The sequence below is a fragment of the Mycobacterium sp. NGS59 genome (assembly GCF_059812345.1).
In genome coordinates this window covers 54,963-78,526 of record NZ_JCALCN010000012.1, presented here as the reverse complement: position 1 = coordinate 78,526, position 23,564 = coordinate 54,963, and the positions used below count along the sequence as shown (strand labels likewise).

22 protein-coding genes are annotated in these 23,564 nt (G+C 66.0%); 12 read left to right on the top strand and 10 right to left on the bottom strand.

Annotated features, from left to right (window positions below; genetic code table 11):
* Positions 1-32: 32 nt before the first annotated feature.
* The 5 genes from AC5Y46_RS15295 to AC5Y46_RS15275 all read right to left on the bottom strand — a co-directional run bounded on the left by AC5Y46_RS15295 (position 33) and on the right by AC5Y46_RS15275 (position 7,551).
* On the bottom strand, positions 33-1,868 hold the full coding sequence (locus tag AC5Y46_RS15295) for a PE-PPE domain-containing protein (protein WP_499946335.1): 1,836 nt from the start codon (positions 1,866-1,868) through the stop codon (positions 33-35).
* 140 nt (positions 1,869-2,008) lie between these two features.
* Positions 2,009-3,649: a PE family protein gene (locus AC5Y46_RS15290; RefSeq protein WP_499946334.1), complete on the bottom strand. Its 1,641-nt coding sequence runs from the start codon at positions 3,647-3,649 to the stop codon at positions 2,009-2,011.
* A gap of 121 nt (positions 3,650-3,770) precedes the next feature.
* Positions 3,771-5,414, bottom strand: coding sequence for a PE family protein (locus AC5Y46_RS15285; protein ID WP_499946333.1), 1,644 nt, complete (start codon positions 5,412-5,414; stop codon positions 3,771-3,773).
* A 75-nt stretch (positions 5,415-5,489) separates the two neighbouring features.
* A complete protein-coding gene (locus AC5Y46_RS15280) occupies positions 5,490-6,338 on the bottom strand; it encodes a tyrosine-protein phosphatase (protein ID WP_499946332.1) in 849 nt (282 codons plus the stop codon).
* Positions 6,331-7,551, bottom strand: a complete 1,221-nt coding sequence (locus AC5Y46_RS15275; protein WP_499946349.1) for an acyl-CoA dehydrogenase family protein — start codon at positions 7,549-7,551, stop codon at positions 6,331-6,333. Before AC5Y46_RS15275 ends, AC5Y46_RS15280 begins: the two co-directional genes overlap by 8 nt.
* Positions 7,552-7,688: 137 nt before the next feature.
* Here AC5Y46_RS15275 and AC5Y46_RS15270 point away from each other — a divergent pair, with 137 nt between their 5' ends.
* The 4 genes from AC5Y46_RS15270 (at position 7,689) to AC5Y46_RS15255 (ending at position 11,112) form a co-directional block, all read left to right on the top strand.
* Positions 7,689-8,138 (top strand): nuclear transport factor 2 family protein, encoded by a 450-nt coding sequence (locus tag AC5Y46_RS15270; RefSeq protein WP_499946331.1) that lies wholly within the window; start codon positions 7,689-7,691, stop codon positions 8,136-8,138.
* 116 nt (positions 8,139-8,254) lie between these two features.
* Positions 8,255-9,361 (top strand): Re/Si-specific NAD(P)(+) transhydrogenase subunit alpha, encoded by a 1,107-nt coding sequence (locus AC5Y46_RS15265; protein ID WP_499946330.1) that lies wholly within the window; start codon positions 8,255-8,257, stop codon positions 9,359-9,361.
* Entirely contained in the window at positions 9,362-9,691 is a 330-nt protein-coding gene (locus AC5Y46_RS15260; RefSeq protein ID WP_499946329.1) for an NAD(P) transhydrogenase subunit alpha part 2, read from the top strand.
* Positions 9,688-11,112, top strand: coding sequence for an NAD(P)(+) transhydrogenase (Re/Si-specific) subunit beta (locus tag AC5Y46_RS15255; RefSeq protein WP_499946328.1), 1,425 nt, complete (start codon positions 9,688-9,690; stop codon positions 11,110-11,112). The genes AC5Y46_RS15260 and AC5Y46_RS15255 overlap by 4 nt, the downstream gene beginning before the upstream one ends.
* Here AC5Y46_RS15255 and AC5Y46_RS15250 read toward each other — a convergent pair.
* Positions 11,109-11,234 carry a hypothetical protein gene (locus tag AC5Y46_RS15250; protein ID WP_499946327.1) on the bottom strand — a complete coding sequence of 42 codons (126 nt, stop codon included), beginning with the start codon at positions 11,232-11,234 and terminating at the stop codon, positions 11,109-11,111. The genes AC5Y46_RS15255 and AC5Y46_RS15250 overlap by 4 nt on opposite strands.
* 162 nt (positions 11,235-11,396) lie before the next feature.
* On the opposite strand from AC5Y46_RS15250, the gene AC5Y46_RS15245 reads away from it, so the two are divergent.
* The gene (locus AC5Y46_RS15245; protein WP_499946326.1) at positions 11,397-12,080 is read left to right on the top strand and encodes a TetR/AcrR family transcriptional regulator; all 684 of its coding nucleotides are present in this window, start codon (positions 11,397-11,399) and stop codon (positions 12,078-12,080) included.
* On the opposite strand, the gene AC5Y46_RS15240 is transcribed toward AC5Y46_RS15245, so the two are convergent.
* Positions 12,021-13,436: a PE family protein gene (locus AC5Y46_RS15240; RefSeq protein WP_499946325.1), complete on the bottom strand. Its 1,416-nt coding sequence runs from the start codon at positions 13,434-13,436 to the stop codon at positions 12,021-12,023. The two genes, AC5Y46_RS15245 and AC5Y46_RS15240, sit on opposite strands and share 60 nt — an antisense overlap.
* A gap of 157 nt (positions 13,437-13,593) precedes the next feature.
* Here AC5Y46_RS15240 and AC5Y46_RS15235 point away from each other — a divergent pair, with 157 nt between their 5' ends.
* The 3 genes from AC5Y46_RS15235 to AC5Y46_RS15225 are packed head-to-tail and all read left to right on the top strand — an operon-like array spanning position 13,594 to position 16,828.
* Positions 13,594-14,712: an NAD(P)H-dependent amine dehydrogenase family protein gene (locus AC5Y46_RS15235; protein ID WP_499946324.1), complete on the top strand. Its 1,119-nt coding sequence runs from the start codon at positions 13,594-13,596 to the stop codon at positions 14,710-14,712.
* A complete protein-coding gene (locus tag AC5Y46_RS15230) occupies positions 14,712-15,470 on the top strand; it encodes a glucose 1-dehydrogenase (protein ID WP_499946323.1) in 759 nt (252 codons plus the stop codon). Before AC5Y46_RS15235 ends, AC5Y46_RS15230 begins: the two co-directional genes overlap by 1 nt.
* Positions 15,470-16,828 (top strand): FAD-binding oxidoreductase, encoded by a 1,359-nt coding sequence (locus AC5Y46_RS15225; RefSeq protein ID WP_499946348.1) that lies wholly within the window; start codon positions 15,470-15,472, stop codon positions 16,826-16,828. The genes AC5Y46_RS15230 and AC5Y46_RS15225 overlap by 1 nt, the downstream gene beginning before the upstream one ends.
* A gap of 51 nt (positions 16,829-16,879) precedes the next feature.
* Here AC5Y46_RS15225 and AC5Y46_RS15220 read toward each other — a convergent pair whose 3' ends face one another.
* Genes AC5Y46_RS15220 through AC5Y46_RS15210 form a run of 3 tightly spaced genes read right to left on the bottom strand, consistent with a single transcriptional unit; the run spans position 16,880 to position 19,094 of the window.
* Positions 16,880-17,422 carry a TetR/AcrR family transcriptional regulator gene (locus tag AC5Y46_RS15220; protein ID WP_499946322.1) on the bottom strand — a complete coding sequence of 181 codons (543 nt, stop codon included), beginning with the start codon at positions 17,420-17,422 and terminating at the stop codon, positions 16,880-16,882.
* Positions 17,419-18,246, bottom strand: coding sequence for a thioesterase family protein (locus AC5Y46_RS15215; RefSeq protein WP_499946321.1), 828 nt, complete (start codon positions 18,244-18,246; stop codon positions 17,419-17,421). Before AC5Y46_RS15215 ends, AC5Y46_RS15220 begins: the two co-directional genes overlap by 4 nt.
* Before the next feature lie 35 nt (positions 18,247-18,281).
* Positions 18,282-19,094 carry an SMP-30/gluconolactonase/LRE family protein gene (locus tag AC5Y46_RS15210; protein WP_499946347.1) on the bottom strand — a complete coding sequence of 271 codons (813 nt, stop codon included), beginning with the start codon at positions 19,092-19,094 and terminating at the stop codon, positions 18,282-18,284.
* A 147-nt stretch (positions 19,095-19,241) separates the two neighbouring features.
* Between AC5Y46_RS15210 and AC5Y46_RS15205 the strand changes: the two genes are divergently transcribed.
* Genes AC5Y46_RS15205 through glsA form a run of 4 tightly spaced genes read left to right on the top strand, consistent with a single transcriptional unit; the run spans position 19,242 to position 23,533 of the window.
* The gene (locus AC5Y46_RS15205) at positions 19,242-20,126 is read left to right on the top strand and encodes an acyl-CoA thioesterase (protein ID WP_499946320.1); all 885 of its coding nucleotides are present in this window, start codon (positions 19,242-19,244) and stop codon (positions 20,124-20,126) included.
* 5 nt (positions 20,127-20,131) lie between these two features.
* Positions 20,132-21,046, top strand: coding sequence for an LLM class F420-dependent oxidoreductase (locus AC5Y46_RS15200; protein WP_499946319.1), 915 nt, complete (start codon positions 20,132-20,134; stop codon positions 21,044-21,046).
* Position 21,047: 1 nt separating this feature from the next.
* On the top strand, positions 21,048-22,196 hold the full coding sequence (locus AC5Y46_RS15195; RefSeq protein ID WP_499946318.1) for an acyl-CoA dehydrogenase family protein: 1,149 nt from the start codon (positions 21,048-21,050) through the stop codon (positions 22,194-22,196).
* A 56-nt stretch (positions 22,197-22,252) separates the two neighbouring features.
* Positions 22,253-23,533 (top strand): glutaminase A, encoded by a 1,281-nt coding sequence (gene glsA / locus AC5Y46_RS15190; RefSeq protein ID WP_499946317.1) that lies wholly within the window; start codon positions 22,253-22,255, stop codon positions 23,531-23,533.
* The last annotated feature ends 31 nt before the right edge of the window (positions 23,534-23,564 follow it).

Here is a 23,564-nt window from a genome sequence, read left to right as displayed (position 1 = left end):
GTGCCGCATACGACTTTCTGAGAAAGCCTCCGCTACGAGATCACGTCGGTCGGAATCAGTGCACCGGTGAGGTTGTCGATGATCGAGGTGACCGTGTCGATCGTCACGATCAGCTGGAACCCTCCCGACAGGGTGAACAACGCGACGTCCGCGGCGATCGGGTTGCCGAACGCGTTCACCAGCCCCATCGGGTCGCCGTTGAGGGCCTGCTGGATGCCGTCCAGGAACAGGTTGAGGTTGTAGGACGGCAGGGTGGTGAGCAGGCTGTTCGCGATGTCGGCGGTCGGTAGCAGCGCCGCGTAGCCGTCGGCGGCGGACGCGGTGATGGCGGTGGTGATGTTTGTGTTCGCCGCCTTGAGCGCGTCGAAGACGCCGTTGACGGAGAAGCCGGTCAGCGACGGCACCTCGAACGGCAACCCGCCGCCTCCGCCGCCGCCCCCGCCGGTCGGCACCAGGTCGGTCAGCGACGGCAGCGTCGTCGGGACCATGCCCTGGATGTCGCCCACGAAGGCATTCCAGCCCTGGTTGGCCAGGACGATCTGGTCGCCGATGAAGTTCGCCGGGATTGGCGGGATCAGGCCAAACGGGGTGTGCACGTCGGCATAGCCGGTCGAGTAGCCGTAGTGCGGGTCGCCGTAGCCCCAGTTGACCAGGTAGGTCAGGTTCGGTTCGATCAGGTCCGCGATTGCATTGCCGAACACCGGGATCGAGCGGAACGGCTGGACGAGTGGCAGGCCGTCGTAGGTGATCACGTAGTAGTGGTCGGTGAGATTGCCCGGGGACACCGGCAATTCGACCATGCTGTAGCCGGGGGCCAGTGCGCCGTTCGCTCCGATGATGCTCGGATAATCGCCGTGCACGGTCTGGATACCGAGGAATGCGTTGAGGTCGGCCAGGAAGTTGATCGGATACCTCGGGAACTGCGTGTACCCGTCGTACTGCAACGAGAACATGTTGAGCGGATAGCCCGTGTTCGACGGCGTCGGGCCGAAGAAGTCCAGACCCAGCGCCGGCAGGGACAGGCCGGGGAATCGCGACAGCAGACCGCCGTTGGGCGCCATCGGGTTGCCCAGCAGCGTGAAGGTCAGTGGATTCAGCGGGTCGTAGGTTATTCCCGAGGCGACCAGATTGCGCAACTCGATCGAGGAGAGGACCGCACTCTGCGAGTAGCCCAGTACCGAAACGCTCTGTGGGTTCGGTCCTGCCATCAATCCGGTCGGCGAGAAGAGCGCATTGTGCAACATTTCGACGCCCCGCTGGACCGAGACGTTGAGCGTCAGATCCTTGATGGCGGTGAGCGGATACAGCCCTTCGGGAGTGTTCAGCGGGATCGACAGCGGATCGGTCACATGGAACTGGATCCACGGCCGCACCGCAGCCATGTAGGCCAGCGACGGTATCGGCGTGCCGCTGCCGGTCATGATCAATGCCACGTCGGTGGTCGGCAAGATCGTCGGAAGCGGCGTATTGACCGGTGTGCCGCCGGATATGGCGGGCGGCGCGAACAACGCCTGGATCGGTGCCAGCAGCGGCTGCAGCGGCGCCAGTAGCGCGTCGAGTGGCGATGCCGCGGCCAGCGCTGCCGCCCCGGCGATTTCGGCTTCGGCGTAGGCGAGGCTGGCCGTCGTCAATGCCCGGGTGAATTCCGCGTGAAACGCCGCCGTTTGACCGACGACCTGCTGGTACTCCAGGCCGAACACACCGAACAGGCGGGCCGCGGCTTCGGACACCTCGTCGGCGGCAGCGGCCGCCAAACCTGTGGTGGGGCCGGCCACCGCTGAGTTGATCTCGGCCAGGGCCGTCTGGAGGCCGGCCAGATTCTCGGCGGCGGCGGCCATCAGCTGCGGTTGCGTCGCTAGATATGACATCGGCGAATTCCCTTCACGGCCAAGGTATTTCGATACTCGACGGAGCTCGCTGACCCGGCGCTGAGGGTCATCATCGAGCCCGGCACCTGTCAGACTAGAACGGCCGCGTCGACCGCATAGTGCTTTTGCCGACTAAATATCTACGGGATCAGCGACTGGATGTCTTTGATGGTTGCGGCGAGGGCCTCGGTGATCACGAGGAATTCGACCCCGCCGGCCACCGACGCCAACCCGATGTCGGCGGCGATCGGGTAGCCGATCGCGTTGATCAGGTTGCCTTGCGCGAGCTGTTCGGTGAACAGCTGCACGTTGTAGGCGGGTAGCGACGTGAAGATCGACAGGCCGATGTCCGCGGTGGGAAGTAGCACGGCGTAGTTGGTCGAGATGATCGAGGCGACCGTGTTGACGATCTTGGTCGGGGACGGGAAGGCGGCCGCCTTCAGGGCGATATCGGACGGCGACGGCAGCGTCAGCGTCGGGGCGGTGACCGGTTGCGCGGCGATCGCCTGCAGGTCGGTGGCGAAGTTCTGGACACCCTGCTGGGTGCCGGTCGCGAGTGCGTTGAACACGTTGACCGGGGAAGCCGCACCCGTCAGGTCGGGGAACAGTCCGAACGGCGTCGGGATATCCGGGGGACTGGTGGAGTAGCCGTAGGCCGGGTCACCGTAGCCGAGGTTGACGAGCACCCTCGTGCTCGGCTCGAGCAGGTTGGCCAGCGGATTGCCGATGACCGGTATCGCCCGCAGCGGCTGCAGCAGCGGCAGGTGCTCGGTCGGGATGATGTAGTACTCGGTGTTGCCGGTGTAGCCCGGCGACGGTGTCAGCGGGATGGCGTTGTCGATCTGCGCTGGGGTCAGCGACAGGTATGTCGGATGAACGTAGATGATGCCCGCGATCGCGTTCAGGTCGGAGATGATGTTGAGCGGATACTTCGGGAAGTCGGCGAAGCCGTCGTATTCCAGCGTGTAGATCTTCGTCGGGTAGATGATGTCCGACGGTGTGGAGCCGTAGAAGTCCAGCCCCAGCGACGGCATCGACAGACCCGGAAACCGCGACAGCAGACCGCCGTTGGGGTTCATCTCGTTGCCGGTCAACACGAAGCTGAGTTGGTTGGCGAGCGGTGGGGCCGCACCGAAACTCGACAGACCGGCCGCGAGGTTGCGCATGTACAGCGAGGAGATGACCGCGCTCTGCGAAATCCCGAACACCGTCACGGTTTCGCCGAGGTTGTTGATCTGGTTGTAGACGGCGGTGTCGAGGATACTCAGCCCGACGCCGACCGATCTGTTGAAATACATGCTGCGCACGCCGGTGAGCGGGTAGAGCTCCTCGGGGGTGTTCAGGCCGATCTTGGCCAGGCCCGTACGGACGTACAGGTCGTTGGCCTTCTCGATGAACGTGGGCGTGACGATGGGCACTCCGGTGCCGCTCAAGAACAGCGATACCGAAGCCGCGCTGGCGGCCTGAGTCGGCGCCAGCAGCCCGCCCAGCGCGGCGGCGGCGGCCGATTCGGCGTTGGCGTAGGCGTTCGCCGCCGCGGCCAGCGACTGCTGGAACTGCCCCTGGAAGCCCGCCACCCGACCAAGCACATCCTGGTACTCCAGGCCCAACGCGCCGAAGAAATTCGCGACCGCTGCCGACACCTCGTCGCCGGCCGCCGCCAGCACAGACGAGGTGGGTGCGGCCGCCGCCGCGCTGGCCGCTCTGATCGCCGCCCCGATCCCTTCGAGATCCACCGCCGCCGCCGTCAGTGTGTGCGGCTCAGTCAACAAGAACGACATTCCCGATGTCCCTTCCCCGCGGCCCGGCGCGGCGTTGACGCAAGCGTAAGGGGACCGGGCGGGGCTGTCTGGCGTTTAGCGACAAGCGTTTTCGCTACCGAAACAGGAGCCGTCGCTCCGATCAGAAGGAAAGGCTCTGCAAGTCCTGAGCTATTTCCGCGGCTGCTTCCACGACCGCGATGAATTCGATCATGCCGCCCAGCGCTGCCAAACCGGCGGTGGCGGCGAGGGGGAGTTCGATCGCCCCCCTGATGTCGCCCTGAGCAAGCTGGCTCAAGAACAAGGTCGTGTTGTAGGCGGGCAGCGTGGTGGCGAAAGCCGTCGCCAGGTCGGCCGTCGGCAGTAGCACCGAATAGCCGGTGGACACGACCGACGCCAACGTGTTGGCGATGTTGACCGGGGTCGCCGGCACCGGGGGCGGCGACGCAGGCAGATATGCCTGGATCAGCGGCGGGAACGCGGGCGTGGGAATCACCGGCGGGGTCGTCAGCGCGCTCGGCGCCACCGCCAGGAAATCGTTGATGCCCTGATTGGTTCCGGCGATCAGGGCGTTGACGACGACGTCGGGCGGAATCTCCGGGAACAGCCCGAACGGGGTGGGCACGTTGGCCGGGCCGGTGGAGTAGCCGAAGTTGGGGTCGCCGTAGCCGAGGTTGACGAGCACCTTCAGATTCGGTTGCACCAGCGCCGCGATGGGTTCGCCGATGACCGGTATGGCCCGCACCGGATCCAGCAGCGGTAGGTCCGGGTGCGGGATGAGGTAGTACTTGTTGCTGGTGGTGCCGTCCGTCGGCAACTCGATGGCCGACGCGATCTGCGCGGGAGTCAGGTCGGCGTAGGTGGTGTGCACCGTGATGATGCCGAAAACCGCGTTGAGGTCGGACAGGATGTTGAGCGGATAGCGCGGGAAGTCGGCGAACCCGTCGTATTCGAGCGTGTAAGTGGTGGTCGGGTACGGCCCGTCCGGGGTGGCCCCGTAGAACGGCAGACCCAGCGTGGAGATGTTCAGTCCGGGGATGCGCGCCAGGATGCCGCCGTTGGGGTTCATCTCGTTGCCGGTCAAGATGAAGCTGAGCTGCGACGGGTCCGGAGCCAGCGGGCCCAGCGAGATGTAGTGCTGCATCAACAGCGAGGAAATGATGGCGCTCTGCGAGTAGCCGAAAACGGTGACGTTGTTACCGCCGTTGATTTGCTCCCACACCGCGGTGTTGAGGATTTGCAGTCCCTGCTGCACCGAGGTGGCCAACGGCAGGGATCGCACCCCGGTGATCGGATACAGCTGCTCGGGGGTGTTCAGCGCCGACACGATCGCGCCCGGCGCAAGTGGTTGGACGAACAGGGTGTTGATGGCGTTGAGGTACGCCGCGCCCGGTATGGGTGTTCCGGTGCCGCCCATGATGATTGCCACGCCAGTGGGACTGAACGGCGCCGCCGATGTCGGTATGGTGAGCCCGGCCGTCGCGGCCTGGATCAATTGAGCGGTGTTGATCGCTTCGGCGTTGGCGTAGTACTCCACGGTGGCGGTCAGCCGCTGCACCAACCCGTCGTAGAGCAACCCGAGATTGCTACTGACAGCTTGGAATTCGGAGCCGAAGCCGCCGAAGAAGTTCGCGATCGCAACCGACACCTCGTCCGCGGCGGCCATCGCGATACCGGTCGTCGGCACGGCCGCGGCGGTGGCCGCCGCACCGATGACCGAACCGATACCCGCCAACTCGGTTGCCGCCGCTGCCAATACGGGCGGCTGCGCGAAAACATACGACAAGCTCTATCCCTCCTGCGTCGAGGGTAGAGCGATCACACCGGGCTGTCTGGCCTTTGGCCGAGCTCATAGTGAGACTCAGTCGAGCAGTGCCCTGCGCAGCCGCGTCACGTGGTCGTCGGAGATGCCCGCGTCGCGCAGGTAGCCCTGCAGCGATCCGTGCGTCTCGTCGATCGATTGCCAGGCGGCGGTCAGATATTCGGCGCGCACACCCAGCACCCCGTCGGACAGCCGCGCTTTGGTGAACGTCTCGACCTCGGGAGTCAGTTCGACGTCGGCGCGCTGCTGGATCATCTCGGTGATGCGGTCGCGCAGTTGGGCTACCGCGTGGTTGCTGCGCAGGTAGTCGGTGACGATGAGGTCGCGGTCCAGCCCGACGGCCTCGAGCACCGTGGCGACCACGAAACCGGTGCGATCCTTGCCGGCGAAGCAGTGCGTCAGCACGGGTCGTCCGTCGGCCAACAGGGTGAACACCCGGTGCACCGCCCGTTGCGCCCCGTTACGCGTTGGGAATTGGCGGTATTCGTCGGTCATGTACTTGACCGCTTTGGCCTCGATGGCTTCGTCTGTTTCGTCCGCTTCGCCGTTGGCACCTTCGATCATCAGGCGCTTGAACGCGGACTCGTGCGGCGCCTCGTCGTCGGTGCCGCCGTCGGACTTGTCGTCGTCGGCGAGATCCGGGAACGGCAGCAGGTGGACGTCGATCCCGTCGGGAACGCGCCCCGGACCGCGGCGGGCCACCTCACGGGCCGCGCGCAGGTCGGCGACATCGGTGATGCGCAACTGCCGCAGCACCGCGCGGCCGTCGTCGTCCAGGCTGCTCAGCTCACTGGACCGGAACAGCCGGCCCGGACGCAGACCCGGCACGATGTCCGCGACATCACGAAAGTTCCACGCGCCCGGCAGATTTCGCAGACCGTCAGGCATGGCCGGTGACCGCCGCGGCGAGCGCGGACTGCTCCCCGCCGAGCTCTTTGCGCGCGATGGTGCGCATGTGGACCTCGTCGGGGCCGTCGAAGATCCGCATCGCCCGGTGCCACCCGTACAGCCGGGCCAGCGGGGTGTCGTCGCAGATGCCGGCGGCGCCGTGCACCTGGATCGCGCGGTCGATGACGTCGCAGGCGACCTGCGGGGCCACCGCCTTGATCTGGGACACCAACAGGTGCGCCGCTTTGTTGCCGTGCTGGTCGATGGTCCATGCCGCCTTCTCGCACAACAGCCGGGCCTGGTCGATCTCGTTGCGCGACTTGGCAATTGCGTGCTGCACCAGCCCCTGGTCGGCCAGCGGCTTGCCGAAGGCGATGCGGCTGTTGGCCCGGTGCACCATGAGCGCCAACGCCCGTTCGGCACCGCCGAGCGCACGCATGCAGTGATGGATGCGGCCCGGTCCCAGCCGCGCCTGGGCGATCGCGAACCCGGAGCCCTCCTCGCCCAGCAGATTGCTGGCCGGGACCCGCACGTTGTCGTAGACGACCTCGCAGTGCCCGTGCTGGTCCTGCCAGCCGAACACACCGGTCGAGCGGACCACGGTCACACCGGGGGTGTCGATCGGGACCAGCACCATGGACTGCTGCTGGTGGCTGGCCGCCTCGGGGTTGGTGCGGCCCATCACGATCAGGATCTTGCAGCGCGGGTCCGCCGCGCCCGAGGTCCACCACTTGCGGCCGTTGATCACGTAGTCGGCGCCGTCGCGCACGATCGAGGTCTCGATGTTGCGGGCGTCGCTGCTGGCGACCGCCGGTTCGGTCATGGAGAAGGCACTGCGGATCTCGCCGTTGAGCAGCGGCTCCAGCCAGTCCTTGCGCTGCTGCTCGGTGGCGAACAGGTGCAGCGTCTCCATGTTGCCGGTGTCGGGTGCCGCGCAGTTGAGCGCTTCGGGGGCTATCTCCAAACTCCAGCCGGACAGCTCGGCCAGCGGCGCGTAGTCCAGGTTGGTCAGTCCCGACTCGGCCGGCAGGAACAGGTTCCACAGACCGCGCTCCCGGGCCTTGATCTTGAGGTCCTCGACGATCGGCGGCACGGTGTGGTCGTCGGGCCCGGCCTCGTGCCGGTACTTCTCGTATTCGGCTTCGGCTGGGAAAACGAACTCCGTCATGAAGTCGGTCAATTTCTTGTGGTAGTCGCTGGCTTTGGCCGACATCGCGAAGTCCATGACCGCCACGATATAGCCGGGCGCGAGCAGACACAGAATCGCATCCGGGAGGCCGAATTAGTGCGATTCTGTGTCTTCTCGCGGGAGGTGCCCGCAGCGCGAGGTGACCCAGCTCGCGGGTAGAAATGGAGCCCATGCGCCCGTTCACTCTCGAGACCGCGCTGCAGAAGGTGCAAGCCGCCGAGGACGCCTGGAACACCTGCGACCCGGAACGGGTCAGCCTGGCCTACACCGTCGACTCGGTCTGGCGGAACCGCGACGAGCACCTGACCGGCCGCGCGCAGATCGTCGAATTCCTGACCCGGAAATGGCGGCGCGAACTCGACTATGCGCTACGCAAGAGCCTCTGGAGCTTCCATGACAACCGCATCGCGGTGCGATTCCAGTACGAATGCCGCGACCGCACCGGCCAGTGGTTCCGCAGTTACGGCAACGAGCTCTGGGAGTTCGACGACGAGGGTCTGATGGCCCGGCGCGAAGCCAGCATCAACGACGTCCCGATCGCCGAATCGCAGCGGCGAATCTTCGGCCCGCGGCCACAAAACGAGCGCAGCCAGGAAATACCGCTCTGGTAGTCGCGTTATTTGAGCAGGCCGATAGTCCCGTAGGGTGTCTGAGCAATCAGATCGGGGCCGGGTCCACAGACCGCTCCCAAAGCCAGTGAGACAGTGAGAAAGTTGATGCACGCGCCATGACAGAAGCGCAGACAGGGCTCGTAAAGGTCGGGGTTGTCGCCGAATCCGGAGCCGACGAGCGGCGCGTCGCGCTGGTACCCAAGGCGGTCGCGGGGCTGGTGAACAGTGGCGTGGCCGTGGTGGTCGAGTCCGGCGCGGGCGAGCGGGCGCTGCTGCCCGACGACCTCTACACCCAGGCCGGGGCCACCATCGGCGACGCCTGGGGAGCCGACATCGTGGTCAAGGTGGCTCCCCCGACCGCCGACGAGGTAGGCAAGCTGCGCAGCGGCCAGACGCTCATCGGATTCCTGGCTCCCCGCAACGCCGACAACTCGATCGGCGCACTCAAGCAGGCCGGCGTGCAAGCGTTCGCGCTCGAAGCCATTCCGCGTATTTCGCGGGCACAGGTGATGGACGCCCTGTCGTCGCAGGCCAACGTCGCCGGGTACAAGGCCGTGCTACTGGCCGCGTCCGAGTCGACCCGGTTCTTCCCGATGCTCACCACCGCGGCGGGCACCGTGAAGCCGGCCACCGTGCTGGTGCTCGGTGTCGGCGTGGCCGGCCTGCAGGCTTTGGCCACGGCCAAGCGCCTGGGTGCCCGGACGACGGGGTACGACGTGCGCCCCGAGGTCGCCGACCAGGTGCGTTCGGTGGGCGCGCAATGGCTCGACATCGGTATCGACGCGGCCGGTGAGGGCGGGTACGCCCGAGAGCTGACCGACGAGGAACGCGCCCAGCAGCAGAAGGCCCTGGAAAAGGCGATCAGCGGCTTCGACGTCGTGATCACGACCGCGCTGGTGCCGGGCCGTCCGGCGCCGCGCCTGGTCACCGCCGCCGCGGTGGAGGCGATGAAGCCGGGCAGCGTGGTGGTGGACCTGGCCGGGGAGACCGGCGGCAACTGCGAGCTCACCGAGCCCGGCCAGGTCGTCGTCAAGCACGACGTGACCATCGCGTCGCCGCTCAACCTGCCCGCCACCATGCCCGAGCACGCCAGCGAGCTGTACAGCAAGAACATCACCGCGCTGCTGGACCTGTTGATCAAGGACGGCCAACTCGCGCCGGACTTCGACGACGAGGTCATCGCGGACTCGTGTGTGACCCGCGAACGACAGAAGGACTCCTAGATGTACGACGAACTATTGGCCAACCTGGCGATCCTGGTGCTGTCCGGGTTCGTCGGGTTCGCGGTGATCTCCAAGGTGCCCAACACCCTGCACACCCCGCTGATGTCGGGCACCAACGCCATCCACGGCATCGTCGTGCTCGGCGCGCTGGTGGTGTTCGGCAGGGTGGAGAACCCGTCGATCGCGGTGCAGATCATCCTGTTCGTGGCGGTGGTGTTCGGCACGCTCAACGTGATCGGCGGCTTCATCGTCACCGACCGGATGCTGGGCATGTTCAAGGGCAAGAAGAAGGCGCTTCCCGCTGCCAAGTCGGAGGAGGCCGCCAAATGAACTACCTCGTGATCGTCCTCTACATCATCTCGTTCTCGCTGTTCATCTACGGCTTGATGGGCCTGACCGGCCCTAAGACCGCGGTGCGCGGCAACCTGATCGCCGCTGTCGGCATGACGCTGGCGGTGGCGGCGACATTGGTGATGATCCGGCACACCAGCCAGTGGCCGCTGATCATCGCCGGGCTGGTCGTGGGCGTGGTGCTCGGCGTGCCGCCGGCACGGTTGACCAAGATGACCGCGATGCCGCAGCTGGTGGCGTTCTTCAACGGCGTGGGCGGCGGCACTGTCGCTCTCATCGCGCTCTCGGAGTTCATTCAGACGTCCGGTTTCTCCGACTTCAAGCACGGTGAGTCGCCGACCGTCCACATCGTGGTGGCTTCGCTGTTCGCCGCGATCATCGGCTCGATCTCGTTCTGGGGCTCGATCATCGCGTTCGGCAAGCTGCAGGAGATCATTTCGGGCGCACCGATCGGCTTCGGCAGAGCGCAGCAACCGATCAACCTGTTGCTGCTGCTCGGGGCCGTCGGCGCCGCGGTGGTCATCGGTCTGAACGCGCATCCCGACCTCCCCGGAGCGTCGTTGTGGTGGATGATCGGCCTGCTGGCCGCGGCCGGTGTGCTGGGTCTGATGGTGGTGCTGCCGATCGGCGGCGCCGACATGCCGGTGGTGATCTCCCTGCTCAACGCCATGACCGGGCTGTCGGCCGCGGCGGCGGGACTGGCGCTGAACAACACCGCGATGATCGTCGCCGGCATGATCGTCGGCGCGTCCGGATCCATCCTGACCAACCTGATGGCCAAGGCGATGAACCGGTCGATCCCGGCCATCGTCGCGGGTGGCTTCGGCGGCGGCGGTATCGCGCCCAGCGGTGGTGACGGCGGCGAGAAGACCGTCAAGGCCACCTCGGCCGCGGATGCTGCCATCCAGATGGCCTACGCCAACCAGGTGATCGTGGTGCCGGGCTATGGGCTGGCCGTGGCGCAGGCACAGCACGCCGTCAAGGACATGGCGGCGCTGCTGGAGGGCAAGGGCGTCGAGGTCAAGTACGCGATCCACCCGGTCGCCGGCCGGATGCCGGGGCACATGAACGTGTTGCTTGCCGAGGCCGAAGTCGACTACGACGCGATGAAGGACATGGACGACATCAACGACGAATTCGGCCGTACCGACGTCGCGATCGTCATCGGCGCCAACGACGTCACCAATCCGGCGGCGCGCAACGACTCGTCCAGCCCGATCTTCGGCATGCCGATCCTCAACGTCGACAAGGCCAAGTCGGTGATCGTGCTGAAGCGGTCGATGAATTCGGGATTCGCCGGTATCGACAACCCGCTGTTCTACGGCGAGGGCACCAGCATGCTGTTCGGGGACGCCAAGAAGTCGGTGACCGCGGTCGCCGAGGAGTTAAAGGCTCTCTAAACCGGTGGGTAGGCCGGCGGCGGATAGCCGTTGCCGGACTCCACACCGCGCAGACCCCAGGTGAGATAGCTGAAGAAGAACTCGATCTCGTCGCTTCCGTCGTAGTCAGGACTCGGGTCCATTACTCCGCCTTTCTGATCGCGACTGAGGTTCTCCGGCGAGTCTAGTCCCATCCACGTCGCGGCAACAGGTGGCACCGGTCGTAAACTGTCCAACCAGTTGATTGGTAAATGCCGCGTCCGGAGCCGTCGGCCCAGCTCGGCAGCGACGAAGAGTGAGTATCGATGCCGTCCGAAAATGGACTTTCGCGCCGCGAGGAATTGCTTGCCGTCGCGACCAAGTTGTTCGCGGCCCGCGGCTATCACGGCACCCGGATGGACGACGTCGCCGACGTGATCGGGCTGAACAAGGCGACGGTCTACCACTACTACGCCAGTAAGTCGCTGATCCTGTTCGACATCTATCGCCAGGCCGCCGAGGGCACGCTGGCCGCGGTGCACGATGACCCGGACTGGACCGCCCGCGAAGCCCTGTACCAGTACACCGTTCGGTTGCTGACCGGGATCGCCGCCAACCCGGAACGGGCCGCGGTGTACTTCCAGGAGCAGCCCTACATCACCGAATGGTTCACCAGTGAACAGGTGGCCGAGGTTCGCGCCAAGGAAGTGCAGGTCTACGAGCACGTGCACGGCCTGATCGACCGGGGCATCGCCAGCGGCGAGTTCTACCCGTGCGACTCGCACGTGCTGGCGCTCGGCTACATCGGGATGACGCTGGGCGCCTACCGGTGGTTGCGGCCCAGCGGACGACGCACGGCCAAGGAGATCGCGGCCGAGTTCAGCACGGCGCTGCTGCGCGGGTTGATCCGGGACGAGGCGATCCGTACCCAGACACCGCTGGGTGCTGGATCAGTTGAAAATCGGCGGAATGACGTGCAGCACGTCCCCGAGAGCGCCGCTCAGCAGTGATATCGCCGTCACCGGAGGCTGGCTGAGCGTCGGGCCCAGGTAGAGGTTCAGCCCCGGATTGGTCGACGGGACCCACGGGTAGGCGTCCGGGAAGTGCTCGGGTCCCCATAGGCCCGCCTGCACGCCGATCTCCACCGCCGCGCCATACGGTCCCTGCCACAGGCTCTGGCCCAGGTAGTAGGCGACGTTGATCGGGTTGGGGATGTTGATCAGGCCGGCCGGGGTGGGCAGGTCTGCGTACCCGTAATCCGAGTAGCCCAGGTCGACCATCACGCGCAGGGCCGGTTGGAAGATGTCGGCGATGACCGGTCCGGCGTAGGGGATGTCGCGGATCGGCTGCAGCAGCGGCAGATCCTGCGTCAAGAACATGTAGTACTCAGTGGCGCCGTTGTAGCCGGGCGACGTCGGCAGTGGGATGGCATCCAGCGCTGACAACGTCGGGTAGTTACCGTGCACGTAGAAGTAGCCCATGAGCGCGTTGACGTCCGCCAGGATGTTCAGCGGGTACTGCGGAGCGTGGGCCACGCCGTCGTACTGGGCGGTGAAGATCTGCGTCGGGTACGGGTTGCTGGCCGGGGTGGCACCGTTGAACGGCACGTCCAGGATCGGAATGTAGAGACCCGGGAAGCGTGACAACAAGCCGCCGTTGGGGTTGTTGCCGGCGGCAGCCATGATGAAGGACAGGTCGCCGCCTTGGTAGGGCGATCCGGCCGCCATCAGAGCCACGATCTCGTTGTGGATGATCGAGGCGCTCTGCGAATAACCGAAGGCGACCACCTTGTTGCCAGCGGCGATCTGGTTGTGAATTGCGCTGTTCAGCGCTGCCACGCCCTTGGTGACGGACTGGTTGTAGGTCATGTCGCCGAGGTCGGGAGTGATCGGCCAGAACTGTTCGGGTGTGGTCAGACCCGTGGGGATATAGCCGGGGAAGAGCTTCTGGATCCAGTTCGTGTTGATGTCCGCGATGTACTTGGCGAAGGGCAGCGGGTTGCCGGTGCCGCCCATGATCAGCGCGATGTTGGCGGCCGCCGGTGCCGCCGGGCCGGGTGCGAGCAGGGATGTCAGCGTCGCAGCGGCCGCGGATTCGGCCTGGGTGTAGGCCGCGGCCGCGTTGGAAAGCGTTTGGGTGAACTGGGATTGGAACGCCGCCGCCTGCCGCACCACCGCCTGGTATTCCTGACCGTAGGCGTTGAACAGTGCGGTGATGGCCTCCGACACCTCGTCACCGGCCGCCGCCAGCACACTCGACGTCGGGACGACCGCAGCGGCGTTGGCCGCTCGGACGGCCGCGGCAATGCCGTCGACGTCGACAGCCGCCGCCACGAGCGTCTCTGGAACCGTTATTACGTGCGACATCTCCCCGTCCTTCCCCGCCAATTCGTAACCGCGGGTATGAGGTAATGAACAGAGGGTAGAGCGGCGTCGCCCCGAATTCCGGCGTTTCGCGCGCGAAAAATTATGGACTACTGTCTAGAAAAGTTCGGATCTTGCTCAGTTCCACGGAAGGACGCTCATGGCGATTCGTGTCGCCCACGTCGGCACCGGAAATGTCGGCGGGCTGGCGCTGGCCGAACTCATCACCGATCCGCGCTTCGAACTCACCGGGGTATGTGTGTCCACGCCGGAGAAGGTGGGCAGGGATGCCGGCGAACTGTGTGGTCTCGGTCTGGACGCCCCGACGCAGACCGGCATCCGAGCCGTGAACGACCTCGACGCGTTGTTGGCCACCGGTCCCGACTGCGTCGTCTACTGCGCCATGGGTGACACCCGGCTGCCCGACGCGATGGGCGACGTGATGCGCATACTCGTCGCCGGCATCGACGTCGTCGGATCGTCGCCCGGGCTGTTGCAGTACCCGTGGGGTGTCATGCCCGACAAGTACATCGATCGGGTGGAAGCCGCTGCGCAGCAAGGGAAGTCGAGCATCTTCATCACCGGAGTCGACCCCGGCTTCGCCAATGACCTGATTCCGTTCGCGCTGGCCGGAACCTGCCAGCGCATCGAACAGGTGCGGTGCATGGAGATCCACGACTACGCCAGCTACGACGGCGCCGAGGTGATGCACTACATGGGGTTCGCCCAGCCCATGGACCACATTCCGATGCTGCTGCAGCCGGGTGTGCTGAGCATCGCCTGGGGTACCGCGATCAGGCAGCTGGCGGCCGGCCTGGGCATCGAGGTCGACGAGATCACCGAGTCCTACCAACGTGAGCCGGCGCCCGAAGACTTCGACATCGCCGTCGGACACGTGGCCAAGGGCACGGTGGCGGTGCTGCAGTTCGAAATTCGGGGCATGGTCAACGGTCACCCCGCCATCGTCATCGAACACATCACCCGGTTGCGTCCCGACCTGCGGCCCGATCTGCGTCAGCCCGCCGCCGGCACCGGCTCCTACCGCGTCGAGATCACCGGCGAGCCTTCCTACGCCGTAGACATCGTGCCGACCAGCCGCAAGGGCGACCACAACCACGCGGCGATCGCCGGTGCCGCGGGCCGCATCGTCAACGCCATCCCGGACGTGATCGCGGCCCCGCCCGGCATCCGGAGCACGCTGGACCTGCCGCTGGTCACCGGCAAAGGACTCTTCGCACCGAACGATCTGATCCCTAGAACCGAAAGGAGTTCCCGCTGATGGGACGAGAAGGACGGGTAGCGGGCAAGGTCGCCCTGATCAGCGGCGGTGCCCGCGGGATGGGCGCCGAAGACGCGCGGCTACTGGTCGAGGAGGGCGCCAAAGTGGTGATCGGCGACGTCCGCGACGACGAGGGCAAAGCGCTGGCCGCCGAGATCGGCGACTCGGCGCGCTACGTCCACCTCGACGTCACCCAGCAGGACCAGTGGGAAGCCGCGGTGCAGACGGCAATCGGGGAATTCGGCAAGCTGAACGTGCTGGTGAACAACGCCGGCATCGTCGCGGCCGGTCCGCTGCGGGAATTCCGGATGGACAAGTGGCAGCAGGTGATCGACGTCAACCTGACCGGCACCTTCCTGGGCATGCGGTCGGTGGTGGATCCGATGACCGAGGCCGGTGGCGGCTCCATCATCAACGTGTCCTCGATCGAGGGGATCCGCGGGGCGCCGTTCGTGCATCCGTATGTCGCGTCCAAGTGGGCGGTGCGCGGGGTCACCAAATCGGCGGCACTGGAACTGGCGCCGCTGAACATCCGGGTGAACTCACTGCACCCCGGGTTCATCCGGACCCCGATGACCGCGCACCTGCCCGAGGACATGGTCACCATCCCGCTCGGCCGTCCCGCCGAATCACGCGAAGTCGCAACGTTTGTCGTGTTCCTGGCCAGCGACGAAGCCTCTTATGCCACCGGCAGTGAGTTCATCATGGACGGCGGGCTGGTCACCGATGTGAACCACAAAGATTTCAGCGCTGGATGATGCTCGCGGGCCTGGCCGCCTCCCTGGGTGGGGTCGTCGGCTCGAATCACGTCGTCACCGACCCCGACGTCCTGGCCGGTCGCAGCGTCGACCACACCGGGCGGTACCGCGGGCAGGCCAGTGTGCTGGTACGCCCGGGCTGCGGGGACGAGGTAGCCGAGGTGCTGCGGATCTGCCGCGACGCCGGCGCCTTCGTGACCGTGCAGGGCGGCCGCACCTCGTTGGTGGCCGGCACCGTTCCCGAGCACGACGATGTGCTGCTGTCCACCGAAAGACTTTCGGCGATAAGCGATGTCGACACGTTGGAGCGCCGCGTGGTGGCCGGGGCCGGCGCGACCCTGGCGGCCGTGCAACGGGCCGCCTCCGCGGCCGGCCTGGTGTTCGGGGTGGACCTGGCGGCGCGTGACACCGCGACCGTCGGCGGCATGGCTTCGACCAATGCCGGCGGCCTGCGCACCGTCCGCTATGGCAACATGGGCGAGCAGGTGATCGGCCTGGACGTAGCGCTGCCCGACGGTTCGGTGCTGCACCGGCACAGCCGGGTGCGACGCGACAACACCGGCTACGACCTGCCGTCGCTGTTCGTCGGCGCCGAAGGCACCCTCGGCGTGATCACCGCGCTGGACCTGCGCCTGCACCTCACCCCGTCACACCGCGTGACCGCGGTGTGCGGGTTCGACGACCTCGAGGAATTGGTCGCGGCGGGTCGGATCTTCGCCGAGGTGGACGGGATCGCCGCGCTGGAATTGGTCGACGGGCGCGGAGCCGCGTTGATCGAGGCCGAGCTGGGTTTCCGCCCGCCGGTGGACGGTGACTGGTTGCTGCTGGTGGAGCTGGCCGCCGACCACGACCAGACCGAGCGGCTGGCCGAGCTGCTCGACGGTGTCGGGGCGGAGCCGGCGGTCGGCGTGGATGTGGTTGCGCAGCAACGGTTGTGGCGTGTTCGGGAGGCGCTGGCCGAGGTGTTGGGTGTGTACGGGGCGCCGTTGAAGTTCGACGTGTCGCTGCCCCTGCCGGCGATCCCCTTGTTCGCCCGCGACGCGGTGGATTTGGTGCACCGGCACGTCGATGATGCGCTGCCGGTGCTGTTCGGGCACATCGGCGAGGGCAACCTGCATCTGAACGTGCTGCGCTTCCCGGTCGAACGCGAGCCGGCGTTGTACGCGGAGATGATGGACCTGATCGCCGGTAGCGGCGGCAACGTCAGCTCTGAGCACGGCGTCGGCAGTCGCAAGCGGCCCTACCTTGGCATGTCCCGCGAGGCGGCCGACATCGCGACGATGCGGGCGCTCAAGACGGCGTTGGACCCCACGGGCTACCTGAATGCCGCGGTGCTGTTCTCGCGCGAGCAGACGTAAAAGCCCCCAAAAGGCGTCCTTTTGGGGGGCTTTTGCGTCTGCTCGCGGCGGTTAGTCGCTGTTTTTGATGCCGACCGCGTGCCGTAGCTGCGCGAGGAACTCGTCGGCGTCGTCACTGCGAACCACGTAGTGCGAGATCGCAATTCGGATCACCGTCGCCGCCTTCACCGCGGCGTTGGGTCCCGGCAGCAAGCGTTGCAAACCGGCGCGCATCTCCGGGATCACCCCCGACATCTGCGCGATGACATGCTCGGGCTCGATGTCGACCATGCGCACCCCCGAGTAGGAATACTGATAGTCGACGATGAATCTCAGTGCGGCATCGAGCCTTTCGGCGCCCTTCAACCCGGCGGTGGCCTTGGCCAGGCCGATTTCGAAGACTTCGCGTTCGTATCGCGAGAACGCCGACATCAGTTCCTCTTTGGAGGCGAACCACCGATAAAGGGTAGGCCGCGACACCCCGGCCTGGGTGGCGACCTCGGAAAGGCTGAGCTTGGTCTTGCCGCTGCGTGCCAAGACCTCCGCGGTGGCGGCCAGGATGCGTTGGCGGGTGGAGCTGTCGGATTCGAAAGTGTCTACCGCAGCTTCACTCATGACTTCACCTTCGGTGGTCGGGGCCGCACCAAGACCGATTGCTGGATGGCGCCGACGGCGCCGTGTTCGTCGAACAGCGTCCCGATCGTCGTGCCGATACCGTCGGGCCCGTAACTGGTTTCGGCGCGTATGCCGATCCAATCCCCGTCGGGCACCCGGAAGACGTGCACCGCCAGGTCGGTGTTGAGGAAAGTCCACTTGCTGATGTCCAGCGTGCTGCCGATGCCGTTGGCGCAGTCGGCCACCGCGAACAACCGCTCCAGCGGTGTCATCGTTTCGCCCGCGACCAGATCGGTGATTGGTTTGATCCAGGATTCGCCGCCACCGGGGGACAGCGGTTCGGTCAACCACAGCCACTCCAAGCTGTGCACGTAGTTGCGGTCCCAGCCCAGGGCCTTCATGTTGCGTTCGCGCGCTTCGGAGCGCGGGCGGGGCAGCGGCGTCGACGCGTGCGCGACGGCTTGCGTGTCGAGTTGTTGCAGCCGCCAGCCGCTGGCACGGGCGACCGGCCGGGGCTGCCCGTCGGGACCCGGCGCAAGCATTTCGGCGGTCACCAGCTCGATCTGCTTGCCGCCGCGTTCGATTCGCGACCGCATCCACAAATCGCCATCAGCGGGCACCGGGCCGAGCAGGTCGATGACGACCCGGCTCAGGCGGGTGTCGTCGCGCACCTCGCAGCGCTCCAGCCCGCGCACCAGCAGCCCCGACACCGGACCACCGTGCTGGATGGCGGCCGACCACGTGCCTCGGGCCAGGTCGGTGGCCCGGAACTTCTCGCCGGGCCCGTCGGCCGGGTCGATCAGCTCGTAGTACGAGTCGGACATGCATCCACCTTTTCGTGTCAGGGCAGACCTTACGTTCAGGGCAGGCCGGGGACCTCGACCCGCACGGCGTCCAGCCGCGACAGCCGGGTGCCCACCAGACGCTTGGGATAAGCATCGGTGCTCGACAGCAGAAACAGCGTGCGCCGCTCCGGGCCGCCCAGCGCGCAGGCGATTGCCACCCGGTCGCCCATGTCGATGCGGTCGGTCACCTCCCCGCCGTCGGTGATCCGCTCGAACTGGTGCGCCAGCGTCATGGCCGCCCACACCCCGCCTTGGGCGTCGAGCGCGATGCCGTCCGGCGGCCCGTCCAGATTGTCGGCGAAGATCCGCCGGTCGTGCAGCGCGCCGTCGTCGTCGATGCTGAACGCGGTCAGTCGCCGGCCGACGGACTCGGCGACGATCATCGTCCTCCCGTCTGCGGTGATGACCATGCCGTTGGGGAAGTCGAGATCCTCGGCGACGACGGCGGCGCGGCCATCGGGGTCGAGGCGGATGATGTTTCCGCCTTCGAATGCCTGTGATCCGATGTAAGCGCGGCCGGCCCGGTCGACGACCATGTCGCCGAGGCTGGCCGTGGCGAGCTCGGACAGGTCGGCGATCGGGTCGGTGGTTTCCCCGTCATAGCCCAGCACGAGTCGAGCCTCGGTCGACACGATCAACAGGGTGCCGTCGGGCCGGAACCCCAGGCCGGCAGGGGAGTGCCCCGGCAACGGCAGCGTGGTCAGGGAGCCGCGGAGGTCCGAGGTGTGGACGGCTTCGCCGAGCATGTCGGAGAACCACAGCAGTCCCTCGAACCAGCGCGGGCCCTCGCCAAAGCAAAAGCCGTGGGCCAGCGGGGTCGGCACCATCGAGCCTTTACAAATCACTGCAGAAGTGTCATGCACCGCGGGTATCGCTGTCAACGCATCGCATCGGCGGTGCCGATTGCCTAGCTTTACAAACAATACGCAAAGTGTCACGCTGAGCCGTGAGCTGCCGGAGCAAGGAGTGAGCGCGTGACGACAGAATCTGAACAGGTCCAGTGGTCGGTGGAGAGCCTGCTGGAACTCTTCGAAGTGCAAGCCGCCGACGCACCCGACCGGTACACCGCCGAGACCGGCTTACCTGGACAGGACGGCCGGCAGGTGGTGGAAGGCACCCAGGTGGTGGCCCAGGCCATCGTGGCCGTGGCCCAGCGATTTGCGGGCAAGTCGGTGCGGTCGGTACACGCGGTGTTCGCGCGTGCGATCGCGGTAGGTCCCCCGATCGAACTCGCCCTCGACGTATTGAACGAGGGCAGGTCCACGGCGACCGCCGTCGTTTCCGTGGTGCAGAACGGCAAACGCTGCGTGACCCTGACGGTGTTGACCGACGTCCCGACCGAGGACGTCATCCGCCACCACCTGCCGCGACCCGAGGTGGCCGCGCCCGCGGACGCCAACGTCTCGGAAATGCCGATGACCGGACGGGAGTTGCGGCTCGTCGACGTGGTCGACGTCAACAGTCCCGACGAGGTGGGCCCGCCGGAGTTGTATGCCTGGCTGCACTACGACCCCATCCCTTCCCGGGACGACCTGGCCAAGGCGCTGCTCGCGTATTTCACCGGCCACCTTGGCATTTCGACGACCATGCGCGCCCACGAAGGCATCGGCACCGCCCAAGCGCACCTGACGGTGTCCACCGCGCCGATGTCGATCTTCGTCTCGTTCCACGAGCCGGTGCGCTGGGACGGCTGGCTGCTCTACACCCACGAGAGCACCCAAGTCGGCGCCGGAATGTCCTACGTGCGTGGCACCGTGCACACCGAAGCCGGTGAGCTGCTGTGTTCGTTCGCCCAGGAGGCGCTGATCCGGCCGCTGCGCACCAGCGACACCTCGATCGACGCCCGGGCGCGGTTCTGAATCCCATGCGTTTCACCGTCACCCACCCGATGCACAGCCATCCCTACAACCCTGAGCTGATCTCGGGGGCAGGTATCGCCACGGTGGCGGCGGCGGTCGAACAGGCGGGCCTGCACGGGTTCGGCTTCACCGACCACCCGGCCCCGTCGCAGCGATGGCTGGAAGCGGGCGGTCATGACGCGCTGGATCCCTTTGTGGCGCTGGGGTATGCGGCGGCACGGACCACGACACTGCGGCTGATTCCCAACATCGTGGTGCTGCCCTACCGGAATCCGTTCGTGGTGGCCAAGTCCGGGGCCACGTTGGACGTGCTGTCCGAAGGTCGCTTCACGCTGGCCGTGGGTGTGGGCTACCTGCGCAAGGAGTTCGCCGCGGTGGGGGTGGACTACGACGAGCGCACCGAGTTGTTCGAGGAGGCGCTGGAAGTCATCCGGTTGATCTGGACCTCCGACGACATCGCCTATGAGGGTAAGCATTTCACCGCCCGCGGCATCACCGCGCATCCGCGTCCGGTAAGCCCGCCGCCGATCTGGGTAGGCGGCAACACGACTACGGCCCGGCAACGGGTGGCGCAGTACGGCGACGGGTGGTGCCCGTTCCCCGCGCCGGCAGGCTTGGCGCGCACCGCAGGAACCGCGTCCATCGACTCGCTGGACAAACTCGCGGCCGGCATCGACGATCTGCGACGCCGGTGTGACTCCCTGGGACGTGACTGGTCAGCTCTCGACGTGACGTTCACCAACTTCGACGGCGGCAGCCCGGCGACCGACGACTTCAACGCCGACGCCTACCTTGATGGCTTGGAAAAGCTCGCGGCACTGGGGGTTACCTGGGTGTCGGTGCACCTGCCCGGTGACAGCCTGACGCACATCCTGGAAACCGTCGACCGGTTCCGCACCTCGGTGATCGACGCGATCTGACATGGACTTTTCGCGGGTGGAACTCTGCGCCGAGGACCAGGCTTACCAGGATCTGATGCGCGCATTCGTAGCCGAACACGTCACCGAGGAGGTGCGGGCGCGCAATCGCGAGTTCGGCGAGAACTTCGACGAGAAGGTGCATTTGGCGCTCGGCGAGGCGGGCTATCTGGCGGCGGACTGGAACGTCGAGTCCGACGGTGGGTTCAGCCCGGTGCGCCGTCGGATCTTCAATCTGGAGATCGCGCGGGCGCACACGCCCTGGTATCACTGGGGCACCACGTCGGTGGTCGCGCGGCTGGTGCAGCAGTTCGGCGCGCCGGAACTCGCCGAAAAGGTGCTGCCCGGTGTGCTTTCCGGGCACATCCGGCTGTGCCTGGGTTACACCGAGCCCGAAGGCGGCTCGGACGTCGCCACCTGTAAGACCCGCTCGGTACGTGACGGGGACGGCTGGATCATCAACGGCTCCAAGATGTTCACGTCGAATGCGCAGAACGCCAAGTACGTCTTCCTGCTCACCAACAGCGATCCGCAACGGCCGAAACACAGGAACCTGACCATGTTTCTGGTGCCGCTGGATTCACCGGGTATCGAGATTCAGGGCATTCGCACCCTGGACGGTGATCGCACCAACATCGTCTACTACACCGACGTGCGGGTCGACGACCTCTACCGCATCGGTGAGGTCAACGGCGGCTGGACGGTGATGCGGGCGGCGCTGGACTCCGAGCACGGGCTGGATGAGCGGGACGATCCGGGCTTGCATGATGTTGCCGCGATGGTGATGCAGGGCATGCTGATGGCCGAAGCGCTGGACGGGGTTGCCGGTCTGGCGGACGGCGACGACGACTACTCGATGTACCGGCTCGGGCGCAGTTGCGCGCGGATGGAGGCGGCGCTGTCCACGCCGGGCATGTACGGGCGCGTCGCCATCGCTCAGACGATGCGGGACATCTCCGGGGACTTGATGGACATCCTGGGTCCGGCCTCGGTGCTGCCGGCTGAGACGACAGGCTCGCCCGATGATGGTGCGACGGAACATGTCTCCCGCCTGGCGGTGCCGTTGGGTATCTACGGCGGCTCGCTGGAGGTGTTCCGCAATATGATCGCTCAGCACGAATTGCGGCTGGGGCGACCGGCTTACGGAAGCTGAAGCGAGTTTCCGGTAGCGGACCCGGCTGTCGATCCATTTCCCGTTAAGCTGCCGGTGTGGCGGAGCTGGTACAGCGATATCTCGATCAGATCGTTGCTGAACACGCAGGCGTCACCGAAGGAGCGGTAGCCGATTACATTCCCGAACTTGCCCGTGTCGATACTTCGAAATGCGGACTGACACTCGAGTTGATCGACGGTTATCTCTATAAATCCGGGGATTCGGCCACCGCATTCACAATTCAATCGATCTCGAAACCGTTCACCTATGCTCTTGCGCTTGAATTGATCGGCCATCATGCGGTAGATGCGAAAATCGGTCTAGAGCCATCGGGTGAGCCGTACAACATGATCAGCGTCGACGACCGTACCAAGACGCCGAAAAACCCGATGATCAATGCCGGCGCCATTGCCGCAGTGTCGCTGTTACCTGCCGGGACTCCGCAACAGCGATTTACGCAGATCTTGGATTTCTACTCAGCATGCGCCGGTCACCGCCTCGGTGTCGACGAAAACGTCTACCGCTCCGAAAAGACGAGCGGCAGTCGAAACCGTGCGATCGCCTATATGTTGCAAAGTTTCGGCGTCCTCGATGACGATCCCGATGAGGTCCTCGACGTCTACCTTCGACAATGCTCGATCAAGGTCAGCAGCACTGATCTAGCCCACATGGCCTCTACGCTCGCCCATGGCGGGGTGAATCCGCGGAGTCGGACACGGATAATGTCCGCGGCAGTCGTCCAGCGCACGCTCAGTGTGATGATGACGTGCGGAATGTATGACTCCGCAGGCGACTGGGTAAGTGCCGTGGGGATGCCGGCAAAAAGCGGGGTGGCCGGCGGCATCCTCGCGGTACTGCCGAGCCAACTAGGCATCGGCGTTTATTCTCCGCTGCTCGACGGGCATGGCAACAGTGTGCGCGGCAGCCGTATCTGTCGCAGTCTGTCGGCGCAGCTCGGTCTGCACTTTTTGTCGGTGACCCGAGAAAGCCGATCGATCATTCGGGACACCCACGACGTCGTCGCAGGAATTCGCGTTTTCGAGTTGCACGGGGATCTCCTGTTCGTCGGGGCCGAACAGGTCATGCGCACCGTGGAAAATGAGTGCGACCTATTCGATGTCGCGATTCTGGAGTTGTCGCGGGTCGGTGACATCAGTGAGATCGCCCGCACCATGCTGGCCAGGATGCGTGAGTCATTGACGAAAGCAGGCAAGTCGATCGTCCTGGTCGACCCCGATCGCCGGGTGATGTTGACCGGCCGCAGTAGCGAGGGCGCCGTCGTTTATCCCACGATCGACGAGGCGGTCCGCGAAGCGGAGAAGGAGCGCGGCAACTAGTTCAGCGCAACGCAGGTTGCCGCTGGGACGG